At 74.3% G+C, this 14,161-nt stretch carries 19 protein-coding genes; 10 read left to right on the top strand and 9 right to left on the bottom strand.

Annotation, left to right across the window (positions count from 1 at the left end):
- Positions 1–108 precede the first annotated feature (108 nt).
- Positions 109–585, top strand: coding sequence for a DNA starvation/stationary phase protection protein (locus tag ACIP37_RS13885; RefSeq protein WP_363584375.1), 477 nt, complete (start codon positions 109–111; stop codon positions 583–585).
- 99 nt (positions 586–684) lie between these two features.
- Here ACIP37_RS13885 and ACIP37_RS13880 read toward each other — a convergent pair whose 3' ends face one another.
- Positions 685–1,341 (bottom strand): DedA family protein, encoded by a 657-nt coding sequence (locus ACIP37_RS13880; protein ID WP_400806807.1) that lies wholly within the window; start codon positions 1,339–1,341, stop codon positions 685–687.
- Positions 1,342–1,546: 205 nt separating this feature from the next.
- Between ACIP37_RS13880 and ACIP37_RS13875 the strand changes: the two genes are divergently transcribed.
- Both ACIP37_RS13875 and ACIP37_RS13870 read left to right on the top strand, forming a co-directional pair.
- Positions 1,547–1,852 (top strand): hypothetical protein, encoded by a 306-nt coding sequence (locus ACIP37_RS13875; RefSeq protein ID WP_363584379.1) that lies wholly within the window; start codon positions 1,547–1,549, stop codon positions 1,850–1,852.
- Positions 1,849–2,862 carry an iron-containing redox enzyme family protein gene (locus tag ACIP37_RS13870; protein WP_363584381.1) on the top strand — a complete coding sequence of 338 codons (1,014 nt, stop codon included), beginning with the start codon at positions 1,849–1,851 and terminating at the stop codon, positions 2,860–2,862. The genes ACIP37_RS13875 and ACIP37_RS13870 overlap by 4 nt, the downstream gene beginning before the upstream one ends.
- Here the strand turns inward: ACIP37_RS13870 and ACIP37_RS13865 are convergent.
- Positions 2,836–3,108, bottom strand: coding sequence for a CDGSH iron-sulfur domain-containing protein (locus tag ACIP37_RS13865; RefSeq protein WP_363584383.1), 273 nt, complete (start codon positions 3,106–3,108; stop codon positions 2,836–2,838). The two genes, ACIP37_RS13870 and ACIP37_RS13865, sit on opposite strands and share 27 nt — an antisense overlap.
- Positions 3,092–3,748, bottom strand: coding sequence for a HemK2/MTQ2 family protein methyltransferase (locus tag ACIP37_RS13860; RefSeq protein WP_363584385.1), 657 nt, complete (start codon positions 3,746–3,748; stop codon positions 3,092–3,094). The genes ACIP37_RS13865 and ACIP37_RS13860 overlap by 17 nt, the downstream gene beginning before the upstream one ends.
- Here ACIP37_RS13860 and ACIP37_RS13855 point away from each other — a divergent pair.
- On the top strand, positions 3,747–4,241 hold the full coding sequence (locus tag ACIP37_RS13855) for a DJ-1/PfpI family protein (protein WP_400843808.1): 495 nt from the start codon (positions 3,747–3,749) through the stop codon (positions 4,239–4,241). The genes ACIP37_RS13860 and ACIP37_RS13855 overlap by 2 nt on opposite strands.
- A 55-nt stretch (positions 4,242–4,296) precedes the next feature.
- On the opposite strand, the gene ACIP37_RS13850 is transcribed toward ACIP37_RS13855, so the two are convergent.
- Positions 4,297–4,602 (bottom strand): hypothetical protein, encoded by a 306-nt coding sequence (locus ACIP37_RS13850; RefSeq protein ID WP_363584389.1) that lies wholly within the window; start codon positions 4,600–4,602, stop codon positions 4,297–4,299.
- Positions 4,603–4,932: 330 nt separating this feature from the next.
- Here ACIP37_RS13850 and ACIP37_RS13845 point away from each other — a divergent pair, with 330 nt between their 5' ends.
- Positions 4,933–7,050 (top strand): YbdK family carboxylate-amine ligase, encoded by a 2,118-nt coding sequence (locus ACIP37_RS13845; protein WP_400806820.1) that lies wholly within the window; start codon positions 4,933–4,935, stop codon positions 7,048–7,050.
- A gap of 40 nt (positions 7,051–7,090) precedes the next feature.
- Here the strand turns inward: ACIP37_RS13845 and ACIP37_RS13840 are convergent, their stop codons facing one another.
- Positions 7,091–7,393, bottom strand: coding sequence for a hypothetical protein (locus ACIP37_RS13840; RefSeq protein ID WP_400331957.1), 303 nt, complete (start codon positions 7,391–7,393; stop codon positions 7,091–7,093).
- Between the two features lie 308 nt (positions 7,394–7,701).
- Between ACIP37_RS13840 and ACIP37_RS13835 the strand changes: the two genes are divergently transcribed.
- The 4 genes from ACIP37_RS13835 (at position 7,702) to ACIP37_RS13820 (ending at position 9,537) form a co-directional block, all read left to right on the top strand.
- Entirely contained in the window at positions 7,702–7,911 is a 210-nt protein-coding gene (locus tag ACIP37_RS13835; RefSeq protein ID WP_363584395.1) for a hypothetical protein, read from the top strand.
- A 181-nt stretch (positions 7,912–8,092) separates the two neighbouring features.
- Positions 8,093–8,488 carry a hypothetical protein gene (locus ACIP37_RS13830; RefSeq protein WP_400806824.1) on the top strand — a complete coding sequence of 132 codons (396 nt, stop codon included), beginning with the start codon at positions 8,093–8,095 and terminating at the stop codon, positions 8,486–8,488.
- 91 nt (positions 8,489–8,579) lie between these two features.
- Positions 8,580–9,086 (top strand): DUF6328 family protein, encoded by a 507-nt coding sequence (locus ACIP37_RS13825; protein ID WP_363584399.1) that lies wholly within the window; start codon positions 8,580–8,582, stop codon positions 9,084–9,086.
- 253 nt (positions 9,087–9,339) lie between these two features.
- Entirely contained in the window at positions 9,340–9,537 is a 198-nt protein-coding gene (locus ACIP37_RS13820; RefSeq protein WP_363584400.1) for a hypothetical protein, read from the top strand.
- Between the two features lie 148 nt (positions 9,538–9,685).
- On the opposite strand, the gene ACIP37_RS13815 is transcribed toward ACIP37_RS13820, so the two are convergent.
- Positions 9,686–10,114, bottom strand: coding sequence for a DUF732 domain-containing protein (locus ACIP37_RS13815; RefSeq protein ID WP_363584455.1), 429 nt, complete (start codon positions 10,112–10,114; stop codon positions 9,686–9,688).
- A gap of 234 nt (positions 10,115–10,348) precedes the next feature.
- Between ACIP37_RS13815 and ACIP37_RS13810 the strand changes: the two genes are divergently transcribed.
- Positions 10,349–10,849, top strand: a complete 501-nt coding sequence (locus tag ACIP37_RS13810; RefSeq protein WP_363584402.1) for a carboxymuconolactone decarboxylase family protein — start codon at positions 10,349–10,351, stop codon at positions 10,847–10,849.
- Here the strand turns inward: ACIP37_RS13810 and ACIP37_RS13805 are convergent.
- From ACIP37_RS13805 to ACIP37_RS13795, 3 genes are all read right to left on the bottom strand, one after another.
- Positions 10,794–11,708, bottom strand: a complete 915-nt coding sequence (locus tag ACIP37_RS13805) for an alpha/beta hydrolase (protein WP_363584404.1) — start codon at positions 11,706–11,708, stop codon at positions 10,794–10,796. The two genes, ACIP37_RS13810 and ACIP37_RS13805, sit on opposite strands and share 56 nt — an antisense overlap.
- A 37-nt stretch (positions 11,709–11,745) precedes the next feature.
- Positions 11,746–12,912 carry a glycosyltransferase family 1 protein gene (locus ACIP37_RS13800; RefSeq protein WP_363584457.1) on the bottom strand — a complete coding sequence of 389 codons (1,167 nt, stop codon included), beginning with the start codon at positions 12,910–12,912 and terminating at the stop codon, positions 11,746–11,748.
- Positions 12,913–12,983: 71 nt separating this feature from the next.
- Positions 12,984–14,117, bottom strand: coding sequence for a fatty acid desaturase (locus ACIP37_RS13795; protein WP_400806828.1), 1,134 nt, complete (start codon positions 14,115–14,117; stop codon positions 12,984–12,986).
- Positions 14,118–14,161 lie beyond the last annotated feature (44 nt).

The raw sequence follows: 14,161 nt of genomic DNA, 5'->3' as shown, positions 1-14,161 counted from the left end.
TCCTCCGGAATCCGAGAACGGTCCGTCGAGGCCGAACCGCCGGGTGGAGGGCCCGCCAGCACCGCGGGGGCCGGCCGACGGCTCCCCCGACCCGGAAGGAACTCAGCGATGGGTATCGTCATCAGCAGCCCGCTGCCGGACAGCGAACGCAAGACGACCGGGGAGGCCCTCCAAGGCACCCTGGTCGACCTGCTGGACCTGTCCCTGGTGGCGAAGCAGACGCACTGGAACCTCTACGGGCCCCGGTTCCGCTCCGTCCACCTCCAGCTCGACGACGTGGTCGCCACCGCGCGCGACTACGCCGACCAGGTGGCCGAGCGTGCCGCCGCGATCGGGGTCAGCCCGGACGGACGGGCCGCCACGATCGCCGCCACCAGCAACCTGCCCGACTTCCCCGAGGGCTGGACGGCCGACGTGACGGCCGTCCAGAACCTGGTGAAGGCCTTCGCCGCCGTGATCGAACGGATGCGGGTGCGCATCGACGAGACCGGCCCGGCGGATCCCGTCAGTCAGGACCTCCTGATCGGACTCACGGCCGAGTTGGAGAAGCACAGCTGGATGTTCCAGGCCGAGAACCAGCACTGACGGGGCCCTGCCGACCGCGACGGGCCGGGGCCGGGATCGGGGCGGGGGCGGGTCCCGGCCCCCTGCGCGCGCGGTGAGGTCAGTTGGGCGGTCCGGCCGTCAGCGCTTCTCGTCCCGGGCCTCGCGGGACTGCGTACGGCGGGACCGCGTACGGGCTGAGGACCTGTGGCGGCGCACGCGCCAGACGACGAGGGCGATGACGACCACCGCGGCGAGCAGGGCGGCGACGACGCCGCCGACGGTGCCCTCGACCTTGGTGTAGGCGGCCCCGGCGAAGTAGCCGAGGAGGGTGAACCCGACGCCCCAGGCGAGGCCGCCGAGGGCGTTGAAGAGGAGGAAACGGCGGTACGGCATGCGGGAGACGCCGGCCAGCGTGGGCACCACGGGGCGGAAGAAGGCGACGAAGCGGCCGAAGAAGACGGCCGCCGGCCCCCGTCGGCGGATCAGGTCACGGGCCTTGTCGACCTGCTCCTCATGACGCCGCAGCATGCGCGTGTCGAGGACCGCCGGGCCGATGTGGCGGCCGATCTCGTAGGCGACGGAGTCCCCCAGGATGGCCGCGCAGACCACGGCGAGGACCAGCCAGCCGATGGACACCCTGCCCTGGTGGGCGAGGAAACCGCCGAGGACGGCGGCGCTCTCGCCGGGGATGAGGAAGCTGAAGAAGAGGGCGTCCTCGGCGAAGACGAGGGCGGCGACGACCGCGTACACGATCGGGCCGGACAGGCCGTCCAGCCAGTCGGTGATCGAGTGCATCAGCCACCCCGTTCGGGATCTCCCACCCCTTCTGCCGCCCCCTGCGCCTCAATGTAACGGCGGGCGGTCCCGCACGCAGTGCTCCTCGGCGGGCGGGCGGCCCTCCTCCGGCAGGCCGCGCTGCCGGCGGCGGCGTTAGCCTTCGCGCTTCCCGGGTAGCCGCTCCGCCGGACCACGACGGATGACCCCGCGAGGAGGACGCACCATGGACGGACGCGAGCAGGAGGCGCTGCTCGGGATCGAACGGGAGCTGCGCCGCGACCGCGTCCTGGAAGCACGGCTGCACAGGTTCGGCCTCGGACTGCGCAGCAGGGCCTGGGACATGATGCGCGGGGTACGGCCGGGCCCTGTTCTCGGGCTCGCTCTGCTGTCGCTCGGCCTGCTCGCGGCCGGACTCCGGACGGCGGAGCCACCTGTCCTGTGGGCCTTCACGGGCTGCTGGGCGCTGACCCTCGCGGTCGCCTTCGCCGTGCTCTGCGCCTGCGCCGATGGCCGGGGGAGCGGCGGATGAGCGGCCTGCCAGGCCCGCCCGGCCTGCCCGGACCGCGCGGACCGCTGTCGGCGGCGGTGCTCGGGCTGGTGACCGCCGGCCCGCCCGGCGCCGGACGGCTGCTCGCGCCACCGGGCCCGCTCCACGACCCCTGGGGAGAGGACCACCAGCTCGCGCTGCACCTGTGCTACGAGCTCCACGACCGGGGCCTGCCGGGCGTCCACCCCGGCTGGGAGTGGGAGCCGGAACTGCTCGCCCTGCGACGGGAGCTGGAGCGATCGTTCCTGGCGAGGGTGCGCGCCGAGACGGAACCCGTACCGGCGTTGCCCGAGGTGCTGGAGCAACTGCTCACGCAGCCGCCCGAGGGTACCGGGCCCTCGCACTTCCTGCTGGCCGAGGGCGAGCGCCACCACGCCCGGGAGTACCTGGTGCACCGGTCCGTCTACCACCTCAAGGAGGCCGATCCGCAACTGTGGGTCCTGCCGAGGATCCACGGGCCGGCCCAGGCGGTGCTGATGGCGATCGCCTACGACGAGTACGGCGCCGGACGCCCGGAGCGGGCGCACTGCCTGCTGTTCGCCCGGATGATGACCGCCTTCGGCCTCGACCCCGAGTACGGCCACTACCTGGACGTCGTCCCCGCGCCCATGCTGGCGACGGTCAACCTGATGACGCTGTTCGGCCTGCACCGCGTGCTGCGCGGCGCCGCCATCGGGCAGTTCGCCGCCATCGAGATCACCTCCTCCCCCGGCTCGGCCCGCCTGGCCGCCGCGCTGGAACGCCTGGGTGGCGGCCAGGACGGCACGCTGTTCTACCGCGAACACATCGAGGCCGACGCCGTCCACGAGCAACTGGTGCGCCGCGGGGTCATCGAGGAACTGCTCGCCGCCGAACCGGAGTCGGCGCCGGACATCGCCTTCGGCATCGCCGCCGCCGGGACGGCCGACCGCCGCTTCGCCGACCACCTGCTCGGCTGCTGGCGCGCCGGACGGACCTCCCTGCGCTCACCCCTCGCCGACTCCTCCTCCTGAGCCGTGCCGTGCTCCTGAGCCTTCTTGTGCTCCCGAGCCTTGCGGCGGGCGGCCGTGCCGCCGGTGGCTGGTGTCGCAGAACGGATACGTCCGGCTGCGCCGGCAGGCGCACAGGGCCACCACCGGGCGCTCGGAGACCCGCCGGGTGCCGTCCGGCAGGACCACCTCCACCGGGCCCTCGACCAGCAGGGGACCGCCCGGCACGACGACCACCCGGGTGACGTCCCGGTCAGCGTTCGCGGACACCGCGCACCACCGCCAGCTCCTCCTCGCGCTCGCCCGGCCCGATCAGCCCGAGTCGCTCGAACAGGGCGGCGCGGGCCGTCAGCACCGGCCCGAAGGGCTGCCGCTGCCGCGCCGCCACGCTCGTGCGCAGCCCGGCCGCGCGCAGGAGCGCCAGGGTTTCCGGGACGTCCGCGAGCGCGGACTGCACGATCAGCAGCACGCCGCCGGCGGCCAGCACGCGGGGAGTCGTCCGGCAGATCCGGTCCAGGACCAGCCGCCCGTCCGGGCCGGCGTCCCAGGCCAGGGCCGCGCCGCGGCCAGGAGACCCCTTGCCGGGGTCGGTGGGGAGGTACGGGGGATTGGCGGTCACCAGGTCGAAGCGGCCACCGGAGAGCGGGGCCAGCAGGTCGCCCCGGTGCAGCCGGATCCGGCGGTGGTGCAGGCGGGAGTTGCACCAGGCGGCCGCGACGGCACGGGCGGACAGGTCGACCGCCGTGACCCGTGCCCCGCTGCGCGCGGCCGCGAGCGCGACGGCGCCCGTCCCCGTGCACAGGTCGAGCACCCGGCTGGAGCCGTCCAGCGGCTCCCGGCGCACACAGGCGGCCAGCAGTTCGGTGTCCCCCTGCGGCGGATAGACCCCCGGTGGTCGCAGCAGCAGCATGCCGGGCGGCTTCCCGCACCGGCGCCGTTCACACCTGCCGGACCCGCACACCTGCCGGACCCGCACACCTCCGTGCACACCCTCGACGAGGTGGCGCCCCGCCGGCTACGACCTGCTGCTCGTCCCGGGCGGCACCATCACCGCGGACACCCTCCGGCTCCGCGAGGCGGCCGTCCACACCGTGCTCGCCTTCACCGTCGCTGGACGTCCCGTCGCCTTCACCGTCGACGGGCGTCCCGTCGCCGCCATCTGCCACGGGCCGTGGCTGCCGGCCGAGGCGGGCGTCGCGTACGGCAAGCGGCTCACCTCCTACCCCTCCGTGCGCACCGACCTCGCCAACGCTGGTGCCACCTGGACGGACGAACCTCTGGTCACGGACGATGCCGACGGCTGGCGGCTGGTGACCTCGCGCAACCCCGATGACCTCGAACACTTCCTGCGGGGCGTCGACGCCGCGCTGCGCACACGGTCCGAAGCGGTCGGCTCGCGCTGAGGAGGCGACCGGCCGTCGGCCGCCGCCCGCGCGCTCGACGCGGTGGGTGCGGTGCTCAGCGCGCGGCGGTTTCCGCCGGGTGGGCGTCGTCCTCGTGGTGGTCCTGGGCGGCTGCTCCGGTGGCGTCGGGTGCGGGGCCCTGTCTGGCGGCCTGGCACGTGCTGCAGGTGAGCCAGTGCGCTGGAGGTTGGTGGGCGTAGCGGTGCGGGGCGAGGGTCATTCCGTCGGTGTCCAGGCCGCACAGGGTGCGGCGGCCGCAGGTGCCCGAGGCTTCCGCGGGGGCGGCGTGCACGCGGCGCACCGGGCTCTCCGGGTCCGCCGGGGTGTGGTCGGGGCCGAGGAGCCGCACGTTGGTCGGCATGTCTAGCTCAAGTACGACGACGATGTCCATCTTCTCAACGTCGCTGCTGGGCCGGTCCGCCGCACCCGCTCGGTGGCATCCGGACCAGCCCGGGCCACCTCCGGCGGACGGGTCCCGACCCTGCTTCCAACGGCCTTGGCGACGCGTGGTGAGGCCTGGCACCCCGGTGCCCCCGTGGGCGCCCCGACCGGCGTGGCGGCGGTCGGCGCCGTCGCGTTCGTCCGCGGGGCCACATCCTTCGGGACCTCCGCGGCGGCCGGACCGATGGCAGGTACGGGATGACGGCAGGTACGGGATGACGGCGCGGGCCGGGGGAGTGACGCTGGTGGGGTGGACGGCAGCGACGCGGTACGCGCGGAAGGCTCCCGGCGGCCCGTGCCGGACGGTGCGGGGCGCGGCCGGCAGCCGGCGCCGACGGTGGGGGTGGAGGAGGAGTACTTCCTCGTGGACGCCGCCACCCGCGCCGCGGTGCCCGCCGGGCCGGGGCTGGCCGCCCGCGCCGCCGGCGTGCTGGGGGAGCTGGTGTCCGGGGAGTTCACGGACCTCCAGATCGAGGTGCGGACACCGCCGTGCAGCACGATGGAGGACCTGTCCGCCGAGCTGACGCGACTGCGCCGCGAACTGGCCGCGTGCGCGACGGCCGAGAACCTGAAGGTCTGTCCCAGCGCGACGCCCGTGATCGGCGGCGACGTGGCGCCGGTGGGCGATCACCCCCGGTACCGCGACGGGGTGAAACTGTTCCGGACGATGATGGATGACTTCGCCGTCTGCGCCCTGCACGTCCACGTGTTCCTGCCCGACCGGGAGGTGGCGGCCCTGGTCGGCAACCATCTGCGGCCATGGCTGCCGCTGCTGGTCGAGATGAGCGCCAACTCGCCCTTCCACGCCGGACGGGACACCGCGTACGCGAGCTGGCGGTCGGTGCTGCGCCTGCGGTTCCCCGGTCTCGGGCCGCCGCCGAGGGTCGAATCCTTCGACGACTACCGGCGCTTCGCCACCGCCATGGCGGACGTCGGTGGAATGTCCTTCGCCGAGCTGCCGTTCTGGGACACCCGCCCGCACCCGAACCTGCCGACCCTGGAAGTACGGTGCATGGACGTTCCGGCCGAGGCGGTCGACTCCGTGGCCCTGGCGGCCGTCGTCCGGGGACTGGTGGTGACCTCCGCCCGTTTGGCGGAGCACGGCGACCAGGGCCCCCGGCTGAGCGGTGAGCTGCTGCGCGGCGCCTACTGGTACGCCACCCGCGACGGCTGGCCGGGGCGGGGGACGGACGCCCTGACCGGACGGATGCTGCCCGCCCCGGAACGCGCACGGCGGCTGCTGGAGCACATCGGCGCCGCATTGGAGGACATGGGGGACCTGGAACGGGTCACCGCCTTCGTCGACCGGCTCGCCACCCGGGGCAGCGGCGCCCACCGCCAACGCGCCGCACACCGCGCCGGAGGCCTGCCGGCGGTGGTGGACGACCTGGCGAGCTGCATGATCCCCCCGGACGCCGCCCCGCCGCAGTCACCCGCCTGGCGGACCCCACTGCGGCGCGGCCGCGACGGGCGTGCCAGCTTGGAGGGAGCCGGCAGGGAGCGGCCGGGGGACGGACCCGCGCCGACGGCCGCCCGCGAACCCCTTGGGAAGCCGATGCACGCCACCCCGAACCCGAACGGCCGCACCCCCGAACGGGGCGGCCTGGTGCGCCGCGACGGCTTCGCCCGCCTGAGCGCCGCCGACCTCGGCGTCGACCCCGAGGCACTGGCGGAGGACTTCGCCCGGCTCGCCGACGCCTACCGGGACCTGCCCCCGGACCCGTACGCGCGGGAGACCAACCGGTTCCGCCGTTACTCGCACGCCGTCTACCTGCCCTGGACCGGTGCGCTGTCCTACATCCCCGGTGCCCCCGACGGCGAGTTCGGCACCGTCACCGAGTACTGGCAGGACGAGCACAACCCCGAGTACCCCCGGCTGCGCCGCCGGCTGCCCGACATCCCGCCCGCCCTGCACGGCAACCGGCTGCTCGACGCCCTCGTCCGCGCCGACCTCGACCACGCCCTGTGGCTGGAGGACCTGCACCGCGTGCCCGTCTACGTCGGCATCCACCTGATCGCGCTCGGCGTGCAGGACCGGGGCCAGGTCGCGGTGTCCTCGCCGAACTGCCTTCACCAGGACGGCGGTTCACCGGCCACGTTCACCTTCGCCCACCTCGTCGGCCGCCGGAACATCGAGGGGGGCGAGAACGTCATCGCCACCCCGGAGAGCGTCGGCCGGCAACCCGACGCGCTGCCCGCCGACGCCATCCACACCCGCTTCGTCCTGACCGAACCGCTGGACGGGTACGGCGTCCACGACCGGCGCGTCAGCCACTACGTCGGCCCGGTCCGCCTCGGCGACGACGGGGGCGACGGCCGCCGCGACATCCTCATCGTCGGCATCGCGCCGTACGCGCCCGGACTGTGAGCGCCGTACGCGGGCACTGCGGGCACTGCGGGCACTGCGGTCACTGCGTGCGCAGGGCGCGCTCGCACTCCTGGCACCGCTGGTCGGCGAGCGTGGGCGGGTACCAGGGCTCGCCGGGCCGGACCGGCCGGTAGTGGGTGTGTTCCATCGGGCCGGTCTCCAGCCCGCACAGCGTGTACGGCTGCGGGTCCTCGGGCACGTCGGGATCGGCCCCGGCGGCGTGCACCGCGATCACGGCGGGCTCGGCACCTTCCGCATCTTCCGCACTTTCCACACCAGTGGCCGCGATGGCATCGATGGCCCCGTCGGGCTCCAGCTCGAAGAGCACGATGATCGATGCCATGCACCGAGCCTGGGCCATCTCCGGCGGACCCACATCCGGGGGTGGGCCTTTCGAGGCGAGCACCCTTGCCCCGTTTCGGCCAGGCTCCGCCTGGAAGAGCGGCGGGACCGACGACCGCATGGATCGCGCCCGTCGGGGCCTGCTGCCATGCTCGGGTGATCACACCTCGTGCACGGAAGGAGTCCGTCGATGATCGTGCCGCCCGCGCTGGAACGGTGTCCGGGCGGGCTGCGGTGAGGGGCTGGGTGGTCGGGGCCGTCGGCGAACCGGGCAAACCGTGCAAACCAGGCGAGCCGGGGCGGTTGCTGGTGGTGCTCGTCGACGGTCGGCGGCTGGTGACGCGCGAGCTGTCCGGGCAGGAGCGGGCGGAGCTCGGATCGCCCGTCGCCGGGCGGCTGCGAAAGCCGCATCCGGGCGCGCGGTCGATGGTGCGCTGGCTGCGCCCGGTGCTGGCCGTCGTCGTCGAGCTGGAAGCCGGACAGGTGCGCCGCATCGCCTTGCCCGCAACGGGCGACTGAGTGGTCCGCCGCCACCCGGTCCCGGCGCTGCGCACCGCGCTCCGAGCCGGATCCGGACCCGCCGGCGCCACCTCGGCGGCCGTCGTGGGGTTCACCCGATTGCCCAGCGTCCGTCCGGCCGGCCCCGGGACGGACCGGGCGCCCGGGGGCGGGCCGCGTCCGGGCGACGTAGGTTGCGGGCATGACCAGTGACGAGACGACGATCCCGGCGGTAGGGGTGCGCCTACTGGACGAGGTGTTCGACGCGATCGAGGCGGCCAACGGCCGCCCGCAGCCGTGGACCGGTTTCGACCACGGGATCCTGGGGGCCTACCGATGGGCCGCCGGCGCCCAAGTCGCGGCGCCCCTCACCGCTGCCGCCGCGCTCGGCGCCACCGGGCCGTGCCGGGCGCAGCTCCTGGCCGAGTGCCAGGCCGCCGCCGTCCGTCTGCGCGACGTCTCGGCCTTGGCCTTGGCCTCGGCCTCGGGTGAGGGCGACGGCGCGGACGAGGGCGCGAACGCCGCGAACGCCGCGTACGCCCTGGGCGCCTACCAAGCGCTGGCCTGGCTCTGCGGCCACCACGAAGACCGCCCCTGACCCGGCGGCCCGAAGGGCCGGCACCGACCTGCGGGCCTGCCGACCTGCCCGCATCGCGCACCCGCGCATCCGCGCACAGGGAGACGAAACCGTGCTGAAGGACGACAAGTCGCCCGGCGGGGGCAGGGACGAGACGCCCCAGGAACGGGCCGACCGGCTCTGGAGCGAGATGCTCCAGGAGGTGCGGGTGTGCCAGACCGGCGCGCAGATCCTCTTCGGCTTCCTCATCAGCGTGGCCTTCACCCCGCGCTTCTCCGGCCTGCCCGACTTCGACAAGGACCTCTACGTCGCCACCGTCATCCTCGGCGCCCTCTCCACCGGCACGCTCGTCGCCCCCGTGGCCTTCCACCGCCTCCTCGCCGGCCGCGGCATGAAACCCGAACTCATCCACGTCGCCGGCCACCTCATCGCCACCGGCCTCGTCACCCTGGCCCTGACCATCGCCGCCGCCCTGCTGCTCCTGCTGCGCACCGCCACCGGCAACCCGGTCGCCGCCTGGGTCCTCAGCGCAGCCGTCCTGCTCTGGTTCACCACCACCTGGCTCGTCCTGCCCCAGATCGTGCTGCGGCGCACGGCCGCCCGCCGGACGGCTCCTTAGCGCCGGTCCTGCACGGGTCCGGATCCCGTCGTGGCGTCGTGGCCGGAGCGGCGCCAGGAACGGCAGGGCCCGCCGACCGGATCTCCGAGGCCGTGCGAACGCGTCGCGACCGGCGTTCGGGGTAGACGCCGGGGCAACCCCGAGGAGGAGAGGCCAGGCCCGCCGGTTCGAGCAGGAAGCAACCACCGGGCCCGTGAGGCCGCCCCCAGAGCGCACCGAATCTGCCGACTGACCTGATGAGAAGGGCTACGCCATGAGCACGCACGACACGGGCACCACCCCCGCGGAGCACGACGCCTCGCGGGACGGCGACGACACCGTACGGGAGCGGTCCGCGGAGGAACGGAACATCGTGGCGCCCACCCCGAAGGACGTCCGCGCCAAGGCCGACGAGCCCGACGACGCCGACGACGCGCCCACCCCACCCGCAGCCGACACCCAGGCCCCCTGACCGGTGCCGACCCCCGCCCGGCCGTGACCGGGCGGGGTTTCTGAACGCCCGTTGGCATCACCGGATGCTCATGATGCACTGATCTATCCGACAAGCCTCGGCGCAGCAGAGCCCCGCCCGGTGCTGGACGGGGCCTGCACGGCACAGGTCAGCCGCAGAACGTCGACTTCACCGCGGCGACGATCTGTGCGGCCTGGTCGTCCGTCAGAGACGGCACCGTGCCGCCCTCGAACCGTGACTTGGTGTTCTTCTGAACCGTCGCCGCGTCCTTGTTCTCGCGCGCGTCCAGGCACGTGTTACGGGCTCGGGAGACGGCGCGGTCCTGCTTGGCAACCAGACCCGGGTCCACGGCCTTGAGGGCGGCCATCAGGGCGACGGTCTGCGCCGAGTCCGGCGAGGGGATCGCGGACGTCGGCTTCGGGGCCTCGTCGGCCGGTTGCTGACCCGGGGCCGCCGGGGAGCTCGCGGACGGCTTCGCTTCGGCAGTCGCCTTATCGGGCTTGTCCTCGAACAGCGAGAGGACGGCACCGAGGGCGAGTACCGCCCCGCATCCGATCAGAATCTTTTTCTTGTCCATTCCCACCCCTTGACCGACATTTGGTGATCATCAGAGGTACCACAGGGCCTGTGACATGCGAAAGTCCCATCCGGAGACGGTCTCGTGGGTCGGCGGGGTCGGTTTCGATGACGGTCATGTTGCGGCCTCCCGGGCGGTCGCCTTCCAAAGTGGTTTCACTTTCAACTATGATGGTGCGGTGACATGCCGGCCACGAGTGATCCGTTGATCTGCTGATCCGCCAGAGGAGTTCCCGTGAGTGATGTGACCACCGATGTGACCGCGGCCCCGGTGCGCCGGCGGGTGTTCATCGACAAGCAGAGCCCTCAGGCCTACCGGGCGTTGCGGGCGACCGCCGAGGCGGCCGGGGTGGGGGCGGCGGAGGCCGGGCTGGACCGCAGGCTGGTGGAGCTGGTCAATCTTCGGGTGTCCCAGATCAACGGGTGTGCCTACTGCCTCAACGTGCACACCCGGGCCGCTCTTCAGGCCGGTGACACCGCGCAGCGCCTGGGCACGTTGCCCGCGTGGCGCGACACCGAACTGTTCACGCCGCAGGAGCGTGCCGCGCTCGCCCTGGCCGAGGTGACCACCGACCCGTCGGACGCCGTCGCGCAGGAGGCCGCCTACGGCGCCGCCCGCGAGGTCCTGACCGATGACCAGATCTCGGCGGTCATCTGGGTGGCGATCGCCATCAACGCCTTCAACCGCGTGTCGATCCTGAGCAAGCACCCGGTGCGCGCGATTCCGGCACAGTGACGGCGCCGCGCGGGCTCGACTCGGTGATCAGGGCGCGGATCGCCGTGGCCACGGGGGCCGGCCGTTCCTGCATGGCGACGTGGCCGACGCCGGGGAGGGTGAGGAGGCGGGCGTCGCGGAAGGCCGCGTAGGCCCGGGGCGCCGTACGGAAGGGGACGAGGGCGTCGTCCCGGCCGTAGACGAGCAGGGTGGGGGCGGTGACGCGGCGCGCCAGGTGCCAGGCGGAGGCCTCGCCCCGTCGCAGGAACGCGTGGACCACCGAGCGCACACCTTCGGCCAGCATGTTTTGTGCGTACGGCAGTTCGGCGCGGCGTCGGCGCTCGCGCGCCTCCACGGACCGCTGTTCGGTGCCGACGAGGGCGGGGTTCGCGTAGATGAGGCGGTAGAGGTCGTCCAGTTGGCGGTCGGGGCTCTGGGCGGCCAGGAGGCGGGAGTGCAGCCGTGGCGCGCCCGGCAGGCCGAGCAGGGCCACCCGCAGGGCCGGGGCGGGCGGGAACGTCGGCAGCACGGGCGAGATGAGGGTCAAGGTGGCGACCAGGTCGGGCCGTTGGGCGGCGAGGCGCAGTGCGATCAGGCCGCCGAGGGAGTTGCCGACCAGGTGCACGCGGTGGTGTCCGGTCCGGTCGAGGTGGCGGGCGACGGCCGCGGCCTGGCGTTCGACGGTGACGTCGCCGTCGGGCGGGGGTGCCGATTTTCCGAACCCCGGGAGGTCGAGGGCCAGGCAGTGCGCCGAGGTCCGCAGCAGGTCGATCAGGTGGGCCCAGTTGTGGGTCCAGCCGCCCAGTCCGTGCAGGAAGACGGCGGTGCCGGCGGCCGGAGCGGGGCTGCGGACGTACTCGGCGGCGAGGGGGTGGTGCATGGTGGTCCGTTTCTTCGGGGCGGGTCCGCCGGCCTGCTCAGCGGCGCAGGGGTGGCCCGGCCGTCTCGGTGAGGGCGAGCCGGTAGTGCTCGACGAGGCGGTCGCCGACCGTCTCCCAGCTGCGCTGCGTCGCTGAGGCACGGCCCGCCCGCCCGAACGCCGCCCGCAGTTCGTCGTCGCGGGCGAGACGTTCGACGGCCTCCCGGAACCCGTCCGCCGCGCCGGGTGGGACGAGGAACCCGGTGTGCCCCGGGCGGACGAGGTCGAGCGGTCCGCCGGCCGCCGGGGCGACGACGGGCAGCCCGCTCGCCATGGCCTCCTGGAGGGTCTGGCCGAAGGTCTCGAACGGCCCCGCGTGGACGAAGGCGTCGAACGAGGCGTAGAGCCGGGCGAGTTCGTGCCCGGACCGGAGGCCCAGGAAGACCGCGTCCGGGAGTACGGCCTCCAGCCGGGCCCGGCACGGGCCGTCGCCGACGACCACCAGCCGAACCCCCGGGATCCGGGACACCTCCGCCAGCCGGTCGACGTGCTTCTCCGGCGCCAGACGTCCGACGTACCCGACCAGGACGTCTCCGGGGCGGCCGAGGCGCCGGCGCAGGGTCTCGTCGCGGTGGCGGGGGTGGAACCGTGCGCAGTCGACGCCGCGCGGCCACAGGTGGACCCGGGGGATGCCGTGCGCCAGCAGGGCGCGCAGCGAAGCCCGCGACGGTGCCAGCGTCCGCGCGGCGAGGGAGTGCACCCGTTGCAGCCGCCACCAGGCCAGCCGGGGTCCGGCCGCGCCCAGCGCCGGCAGGTAGGTCCTGGCGTAGGCGGCCAGATCGGTCTGGTAGACCGCCACGGACGGGACCCCCGCCCGGTCGGCCGCCGCGGCGCCGACCGCCCCGAGCGCGAACGGGCTGGCCAGGTGGACCACGTGCGGGCGGTGCCGCTCGATGGCGTCGGCCACCCCGCGCCCCGGGAGCGCGACCCGCACCTCCGGGTAGCCGGGCAGTGGCACCGACGGGACGCGGACCACCTCGTAGCCGTACGCCCGATCGCGGCGCAGGTCGCCCGCGTGCCGTCGCGCGGCTCGCGCGGCTGGTGCCCGCACGGCGGGTGCCACCACCACCGGGGTGTGGCCCCGGGCGACGAGGTGTTCGGCGGTCCGGAGGACGCTGTGGGCGACACCGTTGAGCTGCGGGGCGAAGGACTCGGTGACGATCAGGACGCGGAGCCGTTCGCCGCCGGGGGCCGGGCCGTCCGCGGTGCGCGCCGCCGGCCCGGACAGGACTCCGCTCACCGTACCGCCGCCCCCGCTTCGGGCGCGGCCTGCGGCTCCGGGGCGGTCGGCCGGGTCGGCTCTGGAGCGGAAGGCCGGGTCGGCGGGCCCGACTGCGCCGGGTCGCCGGGGAGCGAGCGGCCGACGGCCTGCAGGTCCCGCAGGATCTCCCGCAAGCAGGCGACCGGGCTCGCCTCGCTGTACGGTACGCCGATCTGGGCGCAGTAGTCGCGCACGATGCGCGAGGCGGGGCGCAGCGCCGCCACCGGCATGGCCGGGAAGAGGTGGTGCTCGATCTGGTAGCCGAGGCCGCCGAAGAGGAAGTGGACGAACCGGCCGGCCCGCAGGTTGCGCGACGGCAGCACCTGCCGGCGGAGGAAGTCGGCGCGCTCCGCGTCCGGGCCGGTCATCGGCATGCCCTTGTGGTTGGGCGCGAAGATGCACCCCAGGTACACGCCGAGGACCGCCCCGAACAGTACGGCGAAGGCCAGCGCCTGGAGCGGTGCGAGGACGACGGCCAGGAGGGCCACCGCCAGGGCGTAGTGCAGCGCGGCGAGCGTGCGCTCCAGGGCCGGGTACCGGACGGTGCCGCGGGTCAGGGTCAGGCAGGTGGCGACGAGCAGCCCGAGCGCCTGGAGGGACAGCAGCGGGAAGAACAGTTCCGCCTGGTACCTGGCCGCGAGCCGCCTCAACCCTCTTGTCCGGCAGGCCTGTTCGGTGGTCCGGGCGAAGAGGAGGGAGTCCGCGGCCGGGTCGTGGCCCTCGCGGTTCGGGTGTGCGTGGTGCCGGTTGTGGTCGCTCACCCACCACCCGTAGCTCATGCCGACCACGAGGTTGCCCAGCACGATGCCCGCCAGGTCGGTCGCCCGCCGGCCGGCGAACACCGCGTGGTGGGCGACGTCGTGCCCCAGCAGCGCCAACTGGCCGAGGACGAAGGCGAACAGGGGCGCGATGCACAGCTGCCACCAGCTCGCGCCGAGCGCGACGAACCCGGCCAGGAGCAGCGCCAGGGCGGTGAACAGCGCGGCGCTCCGGCCTGCGTAGTACAGGGGACGCCTGCGCAGCAGACCGGCGTCGGAGACGCGTCGGTGCAGCTCGGCGAAGTCGCCGCGCCGGGTGGTCCCGGTGGGCGGGGTGTCCTGAACGGTCATGCCACCATTCCGGTCTCGGGTCGCTCCGGTCGCTCCGGTCGCTC

Origin of the sequence: Kitasatospora sp. NPDC088861, assembly GCF_044750105.1 — a bacterium.
Lineage (GTDB): Bacteria > Actinomycetota > Actinomycetes > Streptomycetales > Streptomycetaceae > Kitasatospora.
The sequence above is the reverse complement of the archived record's forward strand: the minus strand, read 5'-3'. Positions and strand labels throughout refer to the sequence as shown.

Bases quoted from the DNA above. Each gene is read 5' to 3' on its own strand.
- ACIP37_RS13885 (WP_363584375.1), top strand. From the start codon at position 109: ATGGGTATCGTCATCAGCAGCCCGCTGCCGGACAGCGAACGCAAGACG.
- ACIP37_RS13880 (WP_400806807.1), bottom strand. From the start codon at position 1,341: ATGCACTCGATCACCGACTGGCTGGACGGCCTGTCCGGCCCGATCGTG.
- ACIP37_RS13875 (WP_363584379.1), top strand. From the start codon at position 1,547: ATGGACGGACGCGAGCAGGAGGCGCTGCTCGGGATCGAACGGGAGCTG.
- ACIP37_RS13870 (WP_363584381.1), top strand. From the start codon at position 1,849: ATGAGCGGCCTGCCAGGCCCGCCCGGCCTGCCCGGACCGCGCGGACCG.
- ACIP37_RS13855 (WP_400843808.1), top strand. From the start codon at position 3,747: ATGCCGGGCGGCTTCCCGCACCGGCGCCGTTCACACCTGCCGGACCCG.
- ACIP37_RS13860 (WP_363584385.1), bottom strand. From the start codon at position 3,748: ATGCTGCTGCTGCGACCACCGGGGGTCTATCCGCCGCAGGGGGACACC.
- ACIP37_RS13850 (WP_363584389.1), bottom strand. From the start codon at position 4,602: ATGCCGACCAACGTGCGGCTCCTCGGCCCCGACCACACCCCGGCGGAC.
- ACIP37_RS13840 (WP_400331957.1), bottom strand. From the start codon at position 7,393: ATGGCATCGATCATCGTGCTCTTCGAGCTGGAGCCCGACGGGGCCATC.
- ACIP37_RS13830 (WP_400806824.1), top strand. From the start codon at position 8,093: ATGACCAGTGACGAGACGACGATCCCGGCGGTAGGGGTGCGCCTACTG.
- ACIP37_RS13820 (WP_363584400.1), top strand. From the start codon at position 9,340: ATGAGCACGCACGACACGGGCACCACCCCCGCGGAGCACGACGCCTCG.
- ACIP37_RS13815 (WP_363584455.1), bottom strand. From the start codon at position 10,114: ATGGACAAGAAAAAGATTCTGATCGGATGCGGGGCGGTACTCGCCCTC.
- ACIP37_RS13805 (WP_363584404.1), bottom strand. From the start codon at position 11,708: ATGCACCACCCCCTCGCCGCCGAGTACGTCCGCAGCCCCGCTCCGGCC.
- ACIP37_RS13795 (WP_400806828.1), bottom strand. From the start codon at position 14,117: ATGACCGTTCAGGACACCCCGCCCACCGGGACCACCCGGCGCGGCGAC.